16 protein-coding genes are annotated in these 17,611 nt (G+C 72.9%); 5 read left to right on the plus strand and 11 right to left on the minus strand.

The window, feature by feature from the left end; translation table 11 throughout:
* Positions 1–20 precede the first annotated feature (20 nt).
* Positions 21–1,574: a hypothetical protein gene (locus AB0D85_RS45530; protein ID WP_362335077.1), complete on the minus strand. Its 1,554-nt coding sequence runs from the start codon at positions 1,572–1,574 to the stop codon at positions 21–23.
* Positions 1,575–1,815: 241 nt separating this feature from the next.
* Here AB0D85_RS45530 and AB0D85_RS45535 point away from each other — a divergent pair, with 241 nt between their 5' ends.
* Complete coding sequence (locus AB0D85_RS45535; RefSeq protein WP_362335080.1) at positions 1,816–2,379, plus strand: gluconokinase, GntK/IdnK-type; 564 nt, start codon at positions 1,816–1,818, stop codon at positions 2,377–2,379.
* 44 nt (positions 2,380–2,423) lie between these two features.
* Positions 2,424–4,262: a glycoside hydrolase family 15 protein gene (locus AB0D85_RS45540; RefSeq protein ID WP_362335083.1), complete on the plus strand. Its 1,839-nt coding sequence runs from the start codon at positions 2,424–2,426 to the stop codon at positions 4,260–4,262.
* Between the two features lie 15 nt (positions 4,263–4,277).
* On the opposite strand, the gene AB0D85_RS45545 is transcribed toward AB0D85_RS45540, so the two are convergent.
* From AB0D85_RS45545 to AB0D85_RS45575, 7 genes are all read right to left on the minus strand, one after another.
* On the minus strand, positions 4,278–5,306 hold the full coding sequence (locus AB0D85_RS45545; RefSeq protein WP_362335086.1) for a cytochrome d ubiquinol oxidase subunit II: 1,029 nt from the start codon (positions 5,304–5,306) through the stop codon (positions 4,278–4,280).
* Positions 5,303–6,745 (minus strand): cytochrome ubiquinol oxidase subunit I, encoded by a 1,443-nt coding sequence (locus AB0D85_RS45550; protein WP_362335090.1) that lies wholly within the window; start codon positions 6,743–6,745, stop codon positions 5,303–5,305. Before AB0D85_RS45550 ends, AB0D85_RS45545 begins: the two co-directional genes overlap by 4 nt.
* Positions 6,746–6,788: 43 nt before the next feature.
* Entirely contained in the window at positions 6,789–7,583 is a 795-nt protein-coding gene (locus tag AB0D85_RS45555) for an SDR family oxidoreductase (protein WP_362335268.1), read from the minus strand.
* A 249-nt stretch (positions 7,584–7,832) separates the two neighbouring features.
* Positions 7,833–9,413, minus strand: coding sequence for a GMC family oxidoreductase (locus AB0D85_RS45560; RefSeq protein ID WP_362335095.1), 1,581 nt, complete (start codon positions 9,411–9,413; stop codon positions 7,833–7,835).
* A gap of 121 nt (positions 9,414–9,534) precedes the next feature.
* A complete protein-coding gene (locus AB0D85_RS45565; RefSeq protein WP_362335098.1) occupies positions 9,535–10,518 on the minus strand; it encodes a cyclase family protein in 984 nt (327 codons plus the stop codon).
* 305 nt (positions 10,519–10,823) lie between these two features.
* On the minus strand, positions 10,824–11,966 hold the full coding sequence (locus tag AB0D85_RS45570) for a M56 family metallopeptidase (protein ID WP_362335101.1): 1,143 nt from the start codon (positions 11,964–11,966) through the stop codon (positions 10,824–10,826).
* 4 nt (positions 11,967–11,970) lie between these two features.
* The gene (locus tag AB0D85_RS45575; protein ID WP_362335104.1) at positions 11,971–12,381 is read right to left on the minus strand and encodes a BlaI/MecI/CopY family transcriptional regulator; all 411 of its coding nucleotides are present in this window, start codon (positions 12,379–12,381) and stop codon (positions 11,971–11,973) included.
* Between the two features lie 169 nt (positions 12,382–12,550).
* Between AB0D85_RS45575 and AB0D85_RS45580 the strand changes: the two genes are divergently transcribed.
* Both AB0D85_RS45580 and AB0D85_RS45585 read left to right on the plus strand, forming a co-directional pair.
* The gene (locus AB0D85_RS45580) at positions 12,551–14,251 is read left to right on the plus strand and encodes a glycosyltransferase (RefSeq protein WP_362335107.1); all 1,701 of its coding nucleotides are present in this window, start codon (positions 12,551–12,553) and stop codon (positions 14,249–14,251) included.
* Complete coding sequence (locus AB0D85_RS45585; protein ID WP_362335110.1) at positions 14,248–15,054, plus strand: polysaccharide deacetylase family protein; 807 nt, start codon at positions 14,248–14,250, stop codon at positions 15,052–15,054. Before AB0D85_RS45580 ends, AB0D85_RS45585 begins: the two co-directional genes overlap by 4 nt.
* A gap of 90 nt (positions 15,055–15,144) precedes the next feature.
* Here the strand turns inward: AB0D85_RS45585 and AB0D85_RS45590 are convergent, their stop codons facing one another.
* The 3 genes from AB0D85_RS45590 to AB0D85_RS45600 all read right to left on the minus strand — a co-directional run bounded on the left by AB0D85_RS45590 (position 15,145) and on the right by AB0D85_RS45600 (position 16,990).
* Positions 15,145–15,555, minus strand: coding sequence for a nuclear transport factor 2 family protein (locus AB0D85_RS45590; protein WP_362335271.1), 411 nt, complete (start codon positions 15,553–15,555; stop codon positions 15,145–15,147).
* A gap of 2 nt (positions 15,556–15,557) precedes the next feature.
* A complete protein-coding gene (locus AB0D85_RS45595; protein ID WP_362335113.1) occupies positions 15,558–16,364 on the minus strand; it encodes an MBL fold metallo-hydrolase in 807 nt (268 codons plus the stop codon).
* A gap of 131 nt (positions 16,365–16,495) precedes the next feature.
* On the minus strand, positions 16,496–16,990 hold the full coding sequence (locus AB0D85_RS45600; protein WP_362335116.1) for a MarR family transcriptional regulator: 495 nt from the start codon (positions 16,988–16,990) through the stop codon (positions 16,496–16,498).
* Between the two features lie 197 nt (positions 16,991–17,187).
* Between AB0D85_RS45600 and AB0D85_RS45605 the strand changes: the two genes are divergently transcribed.
* Entirely contained in the window at positions 17,188–17,607 is a 420-nt protein-coding gene (locus AB0D85_RS45605) for a TOBE domain-containing protein (RefSeq protein WP_362335119.1), read from the plus strand.
* Positions 17,608–17,611: the final 4 nt, after the last annotated feature.

Below are 17,611 nucleotides of genomic sequence, written 5' to 3' on the forward strand. Positions count from 1 at the left end.
TGTGCCGTCCGCCCCGGGTGTCACCGGCTGTGGGCGTGGCAGTCCGAGAGCCGGAAGGAGGCGATACGGGTGTGCCAGTTTCCGGTGCCGTCGGACGGTTGGTACTGGTTGGTGTACCAGAACGTGCAGTCGTCCACCGGGTCGATCGCCATGGAGGTGTAGTCGCCCCAGCGGTTGCTCCCGGTCTGGGAGCCGGCGCCGGTCCACACGGTGGTCTCGTGGAACGTCATCCGGTTCGGCGGGTCGTGCGCCAGGCGTCCGGTGACGCGGATCGAGGGGCGGGTCCGGGAGGACGACTGCGAGTATCCCAGGGCGATGTCGCCGTTCCCGTCCATGGCCGCGGAGCCCATCCACCGGTACGTGGAGTCCGGAGCGTAGGTGCTCTGCTGGCGGACGACCGGCCGGCCGTGGCGCAGCCCCAGTTCGTACCAGCGCACTCCCACACCGCCGCGGGCGTCGACGGCGTGGTTGACGACCAGGGACTCGTGGTCGCCGAAGTTGCGGTAGGCGAACCGGTACATGGGGGAGTACGAGAGCGAGTCCAGTTTCTGGGCGGTGCCGGCCTGGGGGACGCACCGGGTGGGATCGGTGTGCGTGCAGGCCGGGGTGTAGGGGGCCACCCGCAGTCGGTCCGGGCCCGCGAGGGTGGTGCGGGTCTGGTTCTTCCAGTCCACGTGGAACCGCCAGTACTGCAGGCTGTCACCGGTGGGGCCGAGGTTGATCAGCAGGTTGGGCTCGCCGCGCGGGGGCGGGGTCCTACCGTCGAGGTCCGAGCCGATGGGGATGGTCGCCGCGGGGAGGGTGTAGCACTGCTGGTCGGCGTCGGCTCCGCGCAGCATCCTGTGCCGGTCCCAGGCGCACGCCTCGAAGAGCGGATCGGCGGCGGTGGCGACCACGTAGTAGGCGTCCGGCCACACCGCGAACTTCGGGTGGTCGGGGAGGTTCCGGTACCCGAAGGCGTAGCGGTAGTACTGGCCGGTGGCGTCCGCGGTGCGGGACACGGCCACGCACAGCCGGTTCGTGGTGGTTCCGTCGTCGCTGGCGAACTGGTTGATGACCCAGCGGTGGGCCAGGGAGTCCCAGCGGACTTCGGGGTCCCCGAGGAAGTCGGTCCCCGCGGTCTCGCACGGTCCGCCGAAGCCGCGGAACAGGGTCTGGGTCGTCAGCGGTCCCAGCAGCGTGGCACCGGACTTGGAGTACACCGCGAGGTCGAAGTTGGTGATCTCCACGAGCTGGCGGGAGCCGACCGAGGCGTTGGGGTCGGGCGGGACGCCCCCGCCCTTCCTGATGCCCTCGAAATTCACGCCCAGCCGGATCGGGCCCCGGCCGCCGTGGTGGTGCTGCTGCGGGGTGGACCGAAGCGTTCTGGATCTCTTCCACAGCTCTCGCAACGGTGGCGAGGTGTCATGGTGCACCGCGGGGCCGGAGTCAGGGGACCGAACGGCCCCTGTCCGGCCGGCCGGTTTGGGCACGGTGCCGGCGGCGGGCGCGGCGGACCACGCCGGGGAGGCCAGCAGCGCCGCTCCCATCGAGGCGACGACGACGATCGACCGCAAGGCGCGGGATACCTGCATCAACCCTCCGAACACATCGGCGACTGATCGTGTGGAAATCCAGTTATCCAGCCGGTCCGTCCGGCACCCGGGCGACCGGCGTCGTGTCGGGCGCGACTCAGCCGTATGGCGCTACGGCGCCGACGGCACGGACCGTCGGACGGTTCAGCGGATGCGGGCCGTTTCCGTGGGGATGCCGCTGTCCGTGGTGCGGGCGACAGTGGACGGGTGACGCATTCCGCCGCCGGTTCCGGGAGGCGCGTTGGGCGAGGTGGTCGGCGGTGCGCGGGTGGTGGTCGTGATGGGTGTGTCCGGGTCCGGCAAGTCCACCGTGGGAGCCCGGCTCGCGGACCTGCTCGGTGTGCCGTTCCTGGAGGCGGACGACCTCCACCCCGCGTCCAACCGCGCGAAGATGGCGTCCGGACACCCGCTGGACGACGCCGACCGGCGGCCCTGGCTGGCGGCGGTCACGGAGTGGATCCGGGCCGCCGCGGCGAGTGGACAGGGCGGGGTGGCCGCCTGTTCCGCGCTCAGGCGCGCGTATCGCGATCGGTTCCGGCGGACCGGGGCGGACGTGCGGTTCGTGTACCTGGCCCTCGACCGCGCGGTGGCCGAGCGGCGCCTGGCGCGACGGCGGGGCCACTTCATGCCCGCGAGGCTGCTCGACTCCCAGTACGCCACGCTGGACCCGCTGCACGCCGACGAACCGGGCGTCACCGTCGACGTCAACGCGTCGGAGAGCCCGGCGGAGGTGCTGGAGGCCGTCGTACGGGCCCTGACGGACGGCGGTCCGACGAGCCGGAACACGAGCTCAGGCCTACGCTGATCGAGGGGCATTCGGGTGAATCGCACACCGGAAGGGGCGCCCCGATGGAGGACTACCCGCTGATCGAGAACCACGGGCTGATCGGCGATCTGCAGACCGCGGCGCTGGTGACGACCGAGGGAGTGGTCGACTGGTTCTGCTCCCCGCGGTTCGACTCGCCGAGTGTGTTCGGGGCGCTTCTGGACAAGGACAACGGCGGACACTGCACGGTCCGGCCGGCCCACCCGACCCATTCGACCAAGCAGTTGTACCTGCCCGACACGGCGATCCTGGTGACCCGGTTCATGACCGAGGCGGGCGCCGGCGAGGTGATCGACTTCATGCCGGTGACCGGTACGACGGCCACGGACCGCCACCGGCTGGTCCGCCTGGTCCGCTGTGTGCGCGGCAGCATGACCTTCGAGGTGGAGATCGCCCCGCGGTTCGACTACGGGCTCATGAAACACGAGTTGCACATCACCCCGCACGGAGCGGTCTTCGCCGCGGAGGACGGCACGTCGCTCACCGTGCACCCCGTCCGCGAACCGGGGGACGAACGGCTGGCGGACGTTCTCACGAACCGGGACGGCGACCTCCAGGTCTCGCTGACCCTGCAGGCCGGCGAGGAGCGCGGGCTGATCCTGGAGACGGCTGCCGAGGGCCCGCCCAGGGAGGTCCGCCACGACGAACACTGGCGGCTCTTCGACGAGACGACGGCGTTCTGGCGCTCCTGGCTGGCCCAGTCCCGCTACACCGGGCGCTGGCGGGAGGTGGTGGAGCGTTCCGCGATCACGCTGAAGCTCATGACCTTCGCCCCCAGCGGCGCCCTGGTGGCCGCCCCGACGGCGGCCCTGCCGGAGCAGCTGGGCGGCGAACGCAACTGGGACTACCGCTTCACCTGGATCCGGGACGCCTCCTTCTCCGTGTACGCCCTGCTGGGGCTGGGGTTCACGGAGGAGGCCAGGGCGTTCATCATCTGGCTGGGCGACCGGGTCAGGGAGCGGGCCGGCGGCGACGGGATCTCGGGCCCGCTCAACATCATGTACAAGGTCGACGGCTCCTCCGACCTGAACGAGCAGATCCTCGACCACTGGGAGGGCTATGCGGGTTCCGCCCCGGTCCGGATCGGCAACGGCGCCGCCACCCAGCTCCAACTGGACATCTACGGCGAGGCGTTGGACAGCATCTACTTCGCGCACCGGCACGGCTTCGAACTCGGGCACGGGGGCTGGACCTCGCTGCGGACGGACCTGGAGTGGCTGGCCGACCACTGGGACCAGGCGGAGGAGGGGATCTGGGAGACCCGCGGCGGCCGCCAGGACTTCACGTACGGGCGGGTGATGTCGTGGGTGGCGTTCGACCGCGCCCTGCGGCTCGCCGAGTCGAAGGGGTGGCCGTCCGCGGCCGACCGCTGGAAGGCGGAGCGGGACGCTGTCTACGAGCAGGTCATGGCCAAGGGGTGGAGCGAGGACCGCAAGACCTTCGTCCAGCACTACGGCGGTGAGGTCCTGGACTCCTCGCTGCTGCGCATGGCGACGGTCGGGTTCCTCACCCCCGGGGACCCGATGTGGGCGTCGACCCTGGACGCCATGGAGGAGGAACTGGTCAGCGACAGCCTCGTCTACCGCTACAACCCCGAGGCCTCGCCCGACGGCCTGCGCGGCTCGGAGGGCACGTTCTCCCTGTGCACGTTCATGTACGTCGACGCGTTGGCCCGCGCCGGCCGGACCGACCGGGCGCGGCTGGTGTTCGAGAAGATGATGGGGTACGCCAACCATCTGGGCCTGTACTCCGAGGAAATCGACCCGACGGGCCGTCAGCTCGGCAACTTCCCGCAGGCGTTCACGCATCTCGCGCTCATCGACTCGGCCCTCACGCTGAACGAGGCGCTCGACAAGAAGTAGCCGGGCTCGTTCAGGCTAGGAGCTGTCCCGCCGCAGGTCCGCGTCCGTCAGACCCTCCAGTTCGCCGTGGGTGTCCAGCCAGTACAGGAAGGCGACCGCGGGGACGACGAGTACGAGGGCGACGAGGGTGACGAGGGCCAGCCAGCGCAGGGTGGTGTGGGCACCCGCGCCCTCGGCGACGGTCAGCGAGGTCGGGATGAGGTAGGGGCGCTGTGCCATGCCCCAGGCGATGACGGCCGAGGCGACCACGCCGACCGCCGTGACCCGGGACCAGGCCCCGGCGGGACGGGTCAGCAGCCATACGGTGGCGAGCGTGGCCAGCACGGCCACGATCACGAAGACGAGGCCGACGCCGTGGGTGAGGCCGTGCCAGACGTGGGGCGCGTCGCCGTGGGTGACGAAGAGGGTGACGACGGCGAGTACGGCCACGGCGGCGAGCGCGGCGAGGGCCCGGCGGCGGAAGTAGCGGTCCAGGTCCGGTGCGGCGAAGCGGCGGGCGTCCGCGGCGAGGAAGACGGCGCCGAGTGTCGCCGTGGTCGCGATGGCCAGCAGGCCGAACAGCAGGGACGTGGGGTTGGCCCAGACGTCGGTGGACGCCGTGGTCGTGGCGGTCACCCGGCCCGAGGCCACTCCCCCGGCCGCGGCGCCGAGGAAGAACGGCGTCAGCATCGAGGAGACGGCGAAGACCGCCCCGTACAGGCGCCGGCCGGCCAGCCGCCGGACGGGCCTGCGCAGGGCGAAGCCGGCGCCGCGCAGCACGATGCCCAGGGCGGCCAGCGCCAGCGGCAGCCACATCGTGGTGAAGACCCGCTGGAAGAGGACGGGGAACCCCGTCCACATGATGACCAGTACGAAGATCAGCCAGACGTTGTTGACCTCCCAGACGGGCTCCATCGCCTGGTCGATCAGCTGTCTCGGGCGCCTGCCGCGCTCCGCGCCGCCCGCGGTCAGGTCCCAGAAGCCGGCTCCGTAGTCGGTGCCTCCGCCGCAGGCGTAGGCGGAGATGGCGAGCAGCAGGACGACGGCGATGACCCCGGCGATCACAGCCGGCTCCCGGTGGAGCGCGGCCCGTACGGGGTGTCCGTCTCGGGTGTGTCGGGCTCGGGTGTCTCCTTCGGCGGCAGCGGTCCGCCCCGCTCGTCGGCGAGCCGCCAGCGTGCGCGCATCCTGAGCAGCACCACGAGGAACGATCCGAAGACGAAGACGTACACGACGACGACCAGGGCGAACATGATCCACAGGCTGGTGGCGCGGGTCGCCGTCACCGCCTCGGCGACCCGCATGTTCTGGTAGACGATCCACGGCTGGCGGCCGACCTCGGTGGTGATCCAGCCGCACTCGACGGCGACGACGGAGGCGACGCCCGCGCACGCGGCGGCGCGGTAGAACCACGGGGAGCCGGGCAGCCGGCGGCGCCGGAGCCACAGGAGGCCGTACCAGAGGGCGAGCAGGAGCAGCAGGGAGCCGATCCCGACCATGGTGTCGAAGGCGAAGTGGGCGATGGTGGCCTGGGCGGCCGTCGGCCGGTCGTCGGCGGGGACCGAGGTCAGCCCGGTGACCCGGGTGTCCGGGCGGAAGCCCGCCAGGATGGAGTCGAGCTGCGGGATCCTGATGCCGCCGGAGACGGTGCCGTCCGGGTGCAGCCGGCCGAACAGGTACTCCGGCTGGTGGGTGGCGGTCTTCCAGACGATCTCCATGCCGGCGAACTTCACCGGCTGCTTGTGGAAGACCTGCCGGGCGATGGAGTCGCCGAGCACGAACTGCACGGGGGTGCAGACGGCGGCGAGCGTGAAGGGGATGGTGAAGCCGAGCCGGTGGTAGCGGTCCCGGCGGCCGCGCAGCCACCCGACGGCGTAGACGCCGGCCACGACATAACCCGCCGTCACGAACATCGCGAAGACGAAGTGCCAGTACTCCGGGCCGAACATGGGGGTGAAGACGGCCTTCCAGATCTTCACGTCGACCGGGTTGCCCGCGGAGTCGAGGGTGAAGCCGCGCGGGGTGTTCATCCACGAGTTGGCGGCCAGGATGCCGAAGGCGCCGAGCAGGGCCACCAGCGGCAGGGGCAGTCCGAGCAGGAAGTGGGTCCGGGCGGGAAGCCTGCGCCAGCCGTAGAGGTAGATGGCGATGAGGACGGCCTCCAGGAAGAACGCCCATGCCTCGACGCCGAAGCCGATGCCGAAGACATCGCCCCACCGGCCCATCATGCCCGGCCACAGCAGCCCGAACTCGAAGGACAGCACCGTGCCGGTGACCACGCCGATCGCGAACTGCACGGCCATGACGGCCGACCACCGCCGGGCGAGGAGCAGGGCGGTGGCGTCGCCGCGGCGCAGGCCGTAGCCGTGCATGACCAGCGTGATCAGCGGCAGCGCCACGCCCAGGGGCACCAGGATGATGTGGGTGGCCAGGGTGAAGGCCATCATCGATCTGGCCGGCAGCGTCTGCGCCGGTACGGCGGCCAGCAGCAGGACCGTGTGCATGTGTCGTCTCTCCGGGGAAGGCCGCCGCGCGAGTGGGGGTGGGTCAGCCGCCGGTGGCGAAGCCCGGGAAGAGGGTCATCCCGCCGTCGACGTACAGGGTGGTGCCCACGACGTAGTCCATGAGGTCGGAGGCGAGGCCGACGGCCGCGTGGCCGATGTCCTCGGGGTCGCCGATCCGGTCGTACGGGATCAGCCGCAGCAGGTCCTTCCGGGCCTCGGGCGTCTCCCAGGCGCTGCGGTTGATGGGGGTCCTGATGGCTCCGGGGGCGATCGCGTTCACGCGGATCTTCTTCGGGGCGAGCTCCTGGGCGAGCGTCTCCATCATCATCTGCACCCCGCCCTTGGAGGAGGCGTAGTTGACGTGCCCGGCCCAGGGGATGATCTGGTGCACCGAGCTCATGCAGATGATCTTCCCGGCCGCGCGGGACACCTCGGGCACGACACCGCGCCGCAGGAACTCCTTGACCGCCTCGCGGGCGCACAGGAACTGCCCGGTGAGGTTGACGTCCAGGACCTTCTGCCACTGGGCGAGGGTCATGTCCGTGAGCGCCGCGTCCCGCTGGAGTCCCGCGTTGGCGACCAGGATGTCGATCGTGCCGAACTCCCGGACCATCCGGTCCGTCATGGCGACGACCTGCTGCTCGTCGGAGACGTCCGCCTCGTAGGCGGCGGCCCGGACCCCGAGGGCGGTGATCTCCTCGACCACCTTCTCGGCCTCGTCGCCGCCGGCCACGTAGTTGACGACGACATCGGCCCCCGCCCGGCCCAGGGCGATGGCCGTCGCCCTGCCGATCCCGGAGTTCGCGCCGGTCACGAGTGCCTTCTGGCCGCGCAGCAGCTGGGCGGGGATCACGCCCTGGGGTGCCCCGGATGTCCCCTCGGTGGAACTCACGATGTCCTGCTCCTCCACTGCGCGCCCGCTGCCGCCGGGCCCGTCGCCCGGAAGTCCGGTGATCAGACAAGCACCGGGGAAAGACGCCCGCCTGCCGCGGCGGACCGTGTTGCGCTGCCCGGCGCAGGATCTTCGCCCGGTCGGGGGCCGCCCGGTCGGGGGCCACCCGGTCGGGGGCCGGGTGCCCGCGTGGGCTCAGCCCAGTCGCTCCAGCAGGTGGTCGCCGACGCGCAGGGCGTTCGCGATGGCCGTCAGGGACGGGTTCACCGCGCCGATGCTCGGGAAGAAGCTGGTGTCGACGACGTAGAGGTTGTCCAGGTCGTGGGCCTTGCAGTGGACGTCCAGGGCCGAGGACGCCGGGTCGGTGCCGAAGCGCACGGTGCCGGCCTGGTGTGCGGTGGCGCCGATGGGCATCCCCTTGTGCAGGTAGATGCTGCGGGACAGCAGACGGTGCTCCTGCATGCCGAGATGGCCCAGGATGTGCTGCAGTTTGTGCCGCAGGCGCCGGAGACCGGCGATGTTGTTGCCCTCGTCGAGGGTGAGCCGGATCTGCCCGTCGGGCTCCAGGGTCACCCGGTTGTCCGGCCGCGGCAGGTCCTCGCCGCACAGCCAGAAGTCGACGGCGTGATGGGCCAGCACCTCGAACGGCATGTCCGGTGCGACCGCTCCGGCCCAGCGCGGGGCCTCGCCGTGGATCTGGTCCGCGTCCGACTTGCCGAGCATCTGGATCCCGCCCAGCGGGTACTCCCAGTCGTCCGCGCCCAGGTACCAGTCGTGCAGGGCGAGGGTCTTCTGGAACTGGGTGTCGTTGGGTTCCTTCGAAACGGCCATCAGCGCAAGGTTGTTGTGGCGCATGTAGTGCCGGCCGACCACGTCCGAGCTGTTGGCCAGTCCGCGCGGATGCCGGTCGTTCGCCGAAGCCAGCAGCAGCGCCGCGGAGTTGACGGCCCCGCAGGCCACGACCACGACATCGGCCGAGAACCGGGCCTCCCGCTCACCGGGCAGTTCGGCGACGACGGTGGTGACGCTGTGTCCGGTGGCGTCGGTCTCCAGCCGGGTCACCCGGGCGTTGGTGACCATCTCCACGTTCGGGTGCTCCAGCGCGGGCTCCACGCAGATCACCTGCGCGTCCGACTTGGCGCGGAGCAGACAGGGGAAGCCGTCCACGCGGTTGCAGCGGATGCAGGCGCTGGAGTGGGTGGCCCGGCCGTCCTCGTCCTGGGTGAGGTTGACGCCGATCGGCAGGTGGAAGGGGTGCAGCCCCTGTTTCTCCAGGTCCATGCTCAACTGCTCTATGCGCGGCTCGTGTTCGACCGGAGGGTAGGCGTACTGGGCGCTGCACGACCCCTCCCAGGGATCCTCGCCGTGCCGGCCGTGCACCAGGTAGAGGTGCTCCGCCTGGGTGTAGTACGGCTCCAGGTCGTCGTAACCGAGGGGCCAGGCCGGGGAGATGCCGTCGTGGTGGCGGAGTTCGCCGAAGTCCTCGGGGCGCAGCCGGAACAGGGCCGCGCCGTAGAACTTGGTGTTCCCGCCGACGTAGTAGTTCACCTCGGGCGGGAACTCGTTGCCGTGCCGGTCCAGCCAGAACTCCGGGGCCCGGTACTTGGCCTTCACGAACACGGCCGTGGAGTCCCAGTTGTCGCGTTCGCGCGGGAGGTAGCCGCCGCGTTCGAGGATGAGGATCCGTTTGCCGGACGGGGCCAGACGGTGGGCCAGCGTGCCGCCGCCGGCACCGCTACCGATGACGACGACGTCGTACGGGGGCAGGGCGTCCATGGCAACCACCGTCCTTGTTCGCATGGTCCGCGGCCGGTGCGGGGCCTTGCGGGCCCTCCTCTTCGAACGTACGCGCCGTACGGGGGCGCGGCACCCGGAGCGGGACCCGCTCCGGGTGCGGTCACAGGACGGCGATCGGGTTCACCGGAGAGCCGGTCGCCGCCGGCAGGCGCAGCGGGGCGACCACGCACAGGAAGTGCCAGCGCCCCAGTTGCTCGCACACCGGGACCAGTTCCTCGAAGTCCAGCCAGTCCAGCAGGTGCAGTCCCATGGCGTTGACGGCCAGCACGTGCACGGGAAACCCGACCTCGGCCACCGGGCTCGGCGCCGCGTCGCTGTTGCCGTCCGACCCCAGGACGGACACGCCCCGCTCGGCCAGGAACTCCATCGCCGTCGGATGCAGGCCCGCCCGGGCCCGCGTCACGTCCCAGGGCCCGAGGCTCCTGCGCCGCGGCCGGTGCCCCACCCGCACGAACAGCAGGTCACCGGGTCCGACCGTGGTCCGCTGGGCGGTCTCGGCCGCGCCGAGGTCGTCGGCGGTCACCTGGTCGCCGGGCTCCAGCCAGGGCACCCCGCGCAGCCGGGGGATGTCCAGCAGCACACCGCGGCCGACGATGCCGTCCCGCACCAGATCGAGCGTGAGCGCGCCGGCGCCGTCCGGTGTCACGGTGCTCGCCGGGACGCCGCCGTACAGCTCGCCGTCGTAGATCACGTGGCAGAGCGCGTCGAGGTGGGTGTCGACATCGCCGTGCACGTTCATGGCGAACCGGTCACGGGCGAACGCGAGCCCGGGTGCGGCGGTCTCCCCGGCGGCGGGAGCCGTCATCCGGTGGATCGCGGGCTCCGGACAGTCCGGACCGCTCCGCGTCTCGACGGTCGCGGCCAGCGACACGCTGCGCCCGATCCGGACCTCGGCGGCAGCCGCCACGACCCGCTCCGGCGTCAGCCGCTCCAGCGCACCACGGTCCAGGGCCCGGCCCCGCAGCCGACGGTAAAGGTCACGGAAGGCCGCTTCGGAGAGCGGGGGCCGGGGTGTCGGGGGGTGAGACGGCGGTGGCTGAGGTGGCGTGGGCTGAGACGGCGGGGGCTGCTCGTGCGAGGTCATCGGAAACTCCTCCTGCCGCCACCGAACCACCCCGAACCCCGGCCCACACGCCGAGCACGAGCGGATTGCGCCGATCGGCCGCGGCGGCGCCCTGGCCGCGGTTGCCGAGGCGGGCGGGGGGCTCCACACCGGGTCCGGCCCGAGACCGATGCGGACGATCACCACGCTGCCTCGCCGTCACGCCGTCACGCCGAGAGAGGGAGCGCCCCGACGCTGGCGTACCCGGGAGACGGGCCCGCGCCCGACCCGTACCGGAAGGCCTGCCTGCGCCCGGCACGTCCCACCGCGGGGCTGCAGCTACGCGGCTACCCGCGGTGCCATGGGGGTGCGTCGGCTCCCCGGTGGTCGCAGCAGGCGTCCGGGCGCAGGTGCGGACGGTCCGCCGGACGCTGCGGGGGACGTTCCGCCGACCGGTTCTCCGGCGTCTCGCCCGCCGCGTCCGGCCGCTGCGGAAGGCGGCCCGCCCACGCCGCGTCCGCCGGGCCGGCGTCGGTCACCCCGGCGCCCGTCGCCCCCGCGTCCGGCGCGTCCGCGTCCGCGACGCACTGGGCGTGCTCCGCGCTCTCGACCATCTCCTCGCTGTCCGAGGCCGCGTTCGCCAGGCTGGCGCAGCACAGGGCGAGCAGGAGCGCGCCCGCCGCGAAGGTCGCGGTGCGGCGCGGAGGCGGCGGTGCCAGCAGCGCCCGCACCCGCTGGGGCACCGCCCCGCCGGTCGCGGCCAGGGCGGCGGGGCGTTCGGCGCCCGCGGTGGCGAGGGCCGCCCGGCCCACGGCACGCGCGACGACCGTACGGCTGCCGACCCGGGCCGCGGCCTCCTCGTCGGCCCAGCGCTCCAGCACGAACCCGCCCGACCGGGCCAGCGGCCGCAGCAGCGGGTTGACGGCCGCGGTGAGCCGCCACACGGCCTGGAAGAGGTGGTGACGGCAGCGCAGATGGGCCCGTTCGTGGGCCAGGAGGGCCTCGCGCTCCGCGTCGCCGAGACAGCGCAGCATCCCGCGGGACACCACGATCCGCCCGGGTGCGCCGGGCAGCGCGAACGCCTGCGGGGCCGCCTCGTCGAGCACCGCCAGTTCGGTGTCCCCGGGCATCCGGCCGCTCTCCCGCCGGGCCCACAGGGTGTCGCGGACCTGCCGTACGGCCGCCACCCCCAGCGCCACGAGCCCGGCCGCCAGGGCCAGGGCGCTGACGGTCGCGACGGCCAGGGAGACCGGGTCCTGGGTGCGCAGCGCGGCCGCCGACCAGTGGCCCTCGGCCGCGACCTCGGGGAGCTGCGCGAACCCGGCGAACGCCAGCAGGGCCAGTGAGCCGAGCCAGCCGGCCGCCGCCACGAGCGCCGCGCACGCCAGGGACCAGGCCGCGGGCCGCGGTGCCGGCCGCCGGGCCGCCCCGGGGGCGAGCAGCGCGAGGACCACGGTGACCAGCAGGGGGACGTAGACGCTGATCCTCATGGGCTCACTGCCCGTCGCCGCGTCCGGGGTCCTGCTCGCCCAGCAGGCGGTGCAGCAGCTGCTCGTCCGCCTGGGAGAGTTCGGACACGAAACGGGTGAGCACCGCCTCCCGGTCCGAGCCCCGCTCCAGCAGGCTGTGCATCCGTACGGCGGTCTCGGACGCCTCGTCCCGGACGGGCGCGTAGGCGTAGCCGCGGCCCGCGGGCCGGCGTACGAGCATGCCCTTGTCGTACAGCCGCGACAGGATCGTCAGCACGGTCGTGTAGGCGAGGCCCCCGGACAGCCGTTCCTGGACCTGCCGTGCGGTCAGCGGTGCGTCCGCGGCCCACAGGGCGGCGAGCACGCCGCTCTCCAGCTCGCCGCGCGCCCTTCTGCCGGTCGCTCCACCGATTTCCTCGCTCTTCCGGTCGCGCACCGTTCACCGCCTTCTTCCCGCTCGGCCGCCCAGCCTACCTGTGGATGTACTACGCCTTGTAGAACGAGGAACGGCCGCCGACCAGCAGATCTACTACATCTTGTACGAGCTTACCTACTACATGTTGTAGAGTTCGGCCGCCCACTCCACCCGCGGAGGAACGAGCCCCATGCCCCACCTCGGAAGTACGGTGCATCTGCGCGCCCTTGCGGCCGCCGCCCTGCGCCCCGAGCCGGTGCCGCCGACGGCCCGGGCCGAGCGCGTCGCGATCGTCTCGGCGAGCATCGGCGCCGGTCACGACGGTGCCGCCGCCGAGCTGGACCGTCGGCTCACGGACCGCGGCCTCACCGTCGACCGGCTCGATCTGCTGGACCTGCTGCCGGCCCGCATCGGACGGCTCGTCCGGGACGGCTACCACAGCATGCTCGTCCAGGCGCCCTGGGCCTACCAGCGGATCTACCGCAGCACCGAACGCGCGGGCGGCGGCGGGCCGTTGGCGAGAGCGCTGCTGCGCACCGCCGAGCAGCGGATGCTCGACGCGCTGCACCCCGGTACCGGTGCGGTCGTCTCCACCTATCCGGGCGCCAGCCGGGTCCTGGGCGGCCTGCGGCTCGGCGGACGGCTCTCCGTGCCCGTCCTCACCTATCTCACCGACTTCTCCGTGCACCCGCTGTGGGTGGCCGACGGCGTCGACGTCCACCTCGCGGCCCACGCCGTGCCCGCCGCCCAGGCCCGGGCCGCCGGGGCGCGGGACGTCCGGGTGTGCGGTCCGGTGGTGGATCCGCGCTTCCGCCCCGGCACCGACGACGAGCGGGCCGCGGCCCGGGCCCGCTTCGGGCTCCCGGCGAACGCCCCGCTGGCGCTGCTGGTCGCGGGCTCGTGGGGCGTCGGACCGGTCCGGCAGGTCGCCCTGGAACTGCGCGACTGCGGTGCCGCGGTCCCGGTCGTCGTCTGCGGCCGCAACACGGCGCTGGCCGAACGGCTGCGCGCCGACGGCATCGAGCACGCCTTCGGCTGGGTCGACGACATGCCCGCCCTCCTCCACGCCGCCGACGTCCTGGTCCAGAACGCGGGCGGGCTCAGTTCCCTGGAGGCGTTCGCCGCGGGGCTGCCCGTCGCGAGCTACCGGTGCATACCGGGCCACGGGCTGACCAACGCGGCGGCCCTGGAGGAGGCCGGCGCGGCGGTCTGGATCCGCGAACCGGACCAGCTCAAGGCCGTGCTCTGGGACCTGATCGACGGCCCGCTCGGACGGCGCGGGCGCGCGGCCGGGCGGGGCCTGTTCGCCGCCGAGCCCGACGGCGGCCCCGCCGCGGAGATCGCACGGGTCCACGCCACGGGTCTGCCGCAGCCGCTCCCGCTGCCGCCGCTACCGCTCCGCGCCGCCGTCCGGCGCCGCCGCCCCAGGGCACGCCGGCTCGTCGCCACCACCGCCGCGGCGAGCGCCGTCTGGGCGTGCGCGGTCGGCACGGGGATCGCGACGGCGTACGACGGCCCGGACATGCTGCACGCCATCGGACACGGCCTCGACCTGGAAGACCCGGACCCGGGCCAGACCCCCGACACGGATGACCCCGCGCAGGGCCGGACCCCCGTCCCGGGCCAGACCGCGGGCACGGGAGCCTCTGCCCCGGGCGGGACCGCAGGCGCGGGAGCCCCCACCCCGGACGGGACCGCGGGCACGGGAGCCCCCGCCCCGGGCCGGACCACCGGCGCGGAAGACTCCACCCTGGGCCAGGCCGTCGGCGCGGGCCAGACCGCCGGCGCGGAAAGCCCCGCCCTGAGCCGGACCGTCGGCGCGGGCCAGACCGCCACCCCGGAAAGCCCCGCCCTGAGCCAGGCCGCCGGTGCGGAAGGCCGTCGCTCATGACCGCCGCCCGGCTGGTCCGCACGGCCGCCGCCGTCACGCTGCCCGCGCTCGCCGTCACGCTGCCCGCGCTCGCCGTCACGCTGCCCGTCCTCGCGGCCGCCCACGCCGCACCGGTGGTCACCACCTTCGGCCCGCTGCGCAACCGGACCATGCCCCGTCTCTCGGGCCGTGGCCGCCCGGATCACATCGCCCTCACCTTCGACGACGGGCCCGACCCCCTGTCCACGCCGTTCTTCCTGCGCCTCCTCGCCGAGCGCGGGGTGCACGCGACCTTCTTCCTGCTCGGGCGGGAGGCGCGACGCTCACCCGGCCTGGTCCGCGAGATCGCCGCGGCGGGCCACGAGATCGGCGTCCACGGCTGGCTGCACCGCCCGCTGCTGCTGCGCGGCCCGCGCGCCACGTACGACGACCTCGCCCGCGCGCGCGACACCGTCGCCGACATCACTGGCCGACGGCCCGCGCTGTTCCGGCCGCCGTACGGGGTCATGTCGACCGCCGCCCATCTCTCCGCCCGCCGCCTCGCTCTCACTCCGGTGCTGTGGACCTCCTGGGGCGAGGACTGGACCGCCCGCGCCACACCGGAGTCCGTCCACCGCACCGTCACGTCGGACCTGGACGGCGGCGGCACCGTCCTGCTGCACGACTCCGACTGCACGTCCGCCCCGGGTGCCTGGCGCTCGACCCTCGGCGCCCTCCCCCGCATCCTCGACACCTGCGAGGAGCGGGGCTACGAGGTCGGCCCCCTGCGGGACCACGGATGGCCCCGACCGGCCCGCCGAGCCGGGGTGGACGCTCTCCGGTAACGCCCGCGGACACCGAAGAGGGGCGAGGCTTTCGGCCCCGCCCCTCGCGTGCGGCGGTCGGCGGTCCGACCCCCGCGTCCCGTCGTACGGTCAGCCGGTCATGGCGTCCCGGACGAGCGCGGTGTCGACGAACTGTTCGAAGCGGACGATCAGGCCGCCGCGTACGACGAAGTGGTGGGCGACGCGGACGTCGATCGCCTTCCCGGTGGCCTTGTTGACGGCCGTGTAGCGGGCGAGGACGACGACGTTCTCGCCGTCGACGACGTAGCTGTCGTCGTGTGCGGTCCAGCCGTCCCAGTCCTGGCCGAGCTGTTCCATGACGTTGGCGGTGACCCCCTCGGGGGTGCGGTAGGTGCCGGCCAGCGGGAAGCCGGCCATCTCCGTCCACTCCACGTCGGGGGCGAGGGTGGCCCGCAGGGCGGCCAGGTCACCGGCCGCCGAGGCCAGGTACTGACGGCGTACGACATCCGCGGGCGCGGTGGAGACGGCGAACTCGCCCATCGTCAGCCCCACTTCATCTCGCCCTTGGCGACCTTCGCACCGATCTGCGCGGCGATCAGCATGCCGTGGTCCGGGTAGCGGCGTACGAGCGCCTCGGTCAGCGCGGCACCGTCCTCGGCCTTGCCCGACTCCTCCTCGAACGCGACCAGATACTCACGGGTGGCGCCGATCGCGGAGACGTCCGCCGGGGTGTTGGGCAGGCGATGTCCGGGGACGACCAACTCCGGTTCGAGAGCGGCCATTTCGTCCAGCAGGTCGATCCAGGCGGCACGGTCTCCGGGGGTGGGGGTGTCGGCGACCCACACGTGCTCCTGCTGGAAGAGCAGGACGCCACCGAGCAGGGCGCGGTGCTCGGGCTGCCAGAGGTAGTGGCGGGCGGGCAGCGTGGCCGGGCCGCCCCTGAGCTCGAAGCGGTGTCCCTCCAGGGCGAGTTCGCCGGTGAGCGGCTGGAGGTCGACGAGGCGCGTGGGGAGGTTCGGGCCGAGGGCCGCCCAGGCCTTGAGCTTGCCGTCGTAGGAGTGCCGGATGTGCTCGATGGTGATCGGGGTCGCGACGAACCGGGCGTCGGGGAAGGCGTCGGCGAGGACCTCGGCGCCGAAGTAGAAGTCGGGGTCGCCGTGCGAGACGAAGACGGTGGTCAGGGTCTTGCCGGAGTCGAGGACGGCGGCGGCGAGGCGGTGGCCGTCGGCCCGGGTGAAGCCGGCGTCGACGAGCAGGGCCTCGTCCTCGCCCGTGACGAGGGTGGCGGTCTTGTTCTTGCTGCCGGCGGGGAAGTCGAGGTCGAGGACCTGGAAGGAGAGGGTGCTCATCGTTGGCTCCTGGAGGGGAGGGAAGGGGCGTGGCGCACGTCGATGGCGAGCGATTCACCTGACAGAACAGTAACTGACGTGTCAGATATTTCTTTGTGCGTGTGACCCCCGTCACGCACCCATGCCCGAGATCAGGGCAGCCGGGGCAGCACATCCCGCGCCGCATGACTGAGGACCCGCAGATCCTCGGCGAACCGGTCACGGTCCTCCGGCGGAAGCGGCGCCAGGAAGAAACGGCGGATGTTCTCCACATGCACCCGGGAGGCGGCCACGGCGGTCTCCGCGCCCCGGGGCGTCAGCCGTACGAGCCGTCCGCGCCGGTCACCGGGATCCTCGGTCCGCTCGACCAGCCCGGCCGCCTCCATCCGGTCCACCAGGCGCGTCACACCACCGGTGGTCAGCACCTGCTCCTGGGCGACGGCCCGCATCGACAGCCCCGGCTCCCCGGCGCGCCCCAGGATGAGCAGCACCTCGTACATGAGGTGACTGATCCCGCACTCCCGCTCCAGGGACCGCCCCATGACGTACTCCAGCCGGTTCGCGGCACCCTGCAGCCGCCCGAAGGCCAGCACCAGCGGGTTGTTGGCGGCGTCCTGCGGTGTCGAGATCTCCGCCTGCTCGTCCACGGCCCCGGAACCCCTCTCGTCGTACGCGCACCCCACGCCGTCCGATCATCCCCCACACCGGCCCGCACCCCCGCCCCGCCGCCGCCGAGGGACCGCAACGGCCGCCCCGGAACCGGCTAACTTGTGCATCACAGAACACACAAACCGCAACAATCCACCCCTTCCCCCCTCTCCCCCCACTTGTGAGGCGGTCCGTCATGAGACTGAGCATCCGCAACCAGATCCCCGGCACCGTCACCGCCGTCACCCCGGGCGAGGTGATGGCGACCGTGAAGGTCCGCCTGGACGGCGGCCAGGACCTCACCGCCGCGATCACCCTGGAGGCGGTCGAGGAACTGGGGCTCGCCGCGGGCTCGGCCGTACGCGCGATGGTGAAGTCCACGGAGGTCGCCCTCGCCACCGGCCGCGTGGCGGGCGTCTCCATCCGCAACCAACTGCCCGGCACGGTCAGCGACGTGGCCACCGGCGGGGCGATGGCCGCGGTCAAGGTCGCGGTGGACGGCGGCGAACTGACGGCGGCGATCACCAAGGACGCGGTCGACGACCTCGGCCTGACGGCCGGCTCGCCGGTCGTGGCACTGATCAAGTCGACGGAGGTGTCACTGGCGACCGCCTGACGTG

The sequence above is a fragment of the Streptomyces sp. NPDC048277 genome (assembly GCF_040652235.1).
Lineage (GTDB): Bacteria > Actinomycetota > Actinomycetes > Streptomycetales > Streptomycetaceae > Streptomyces.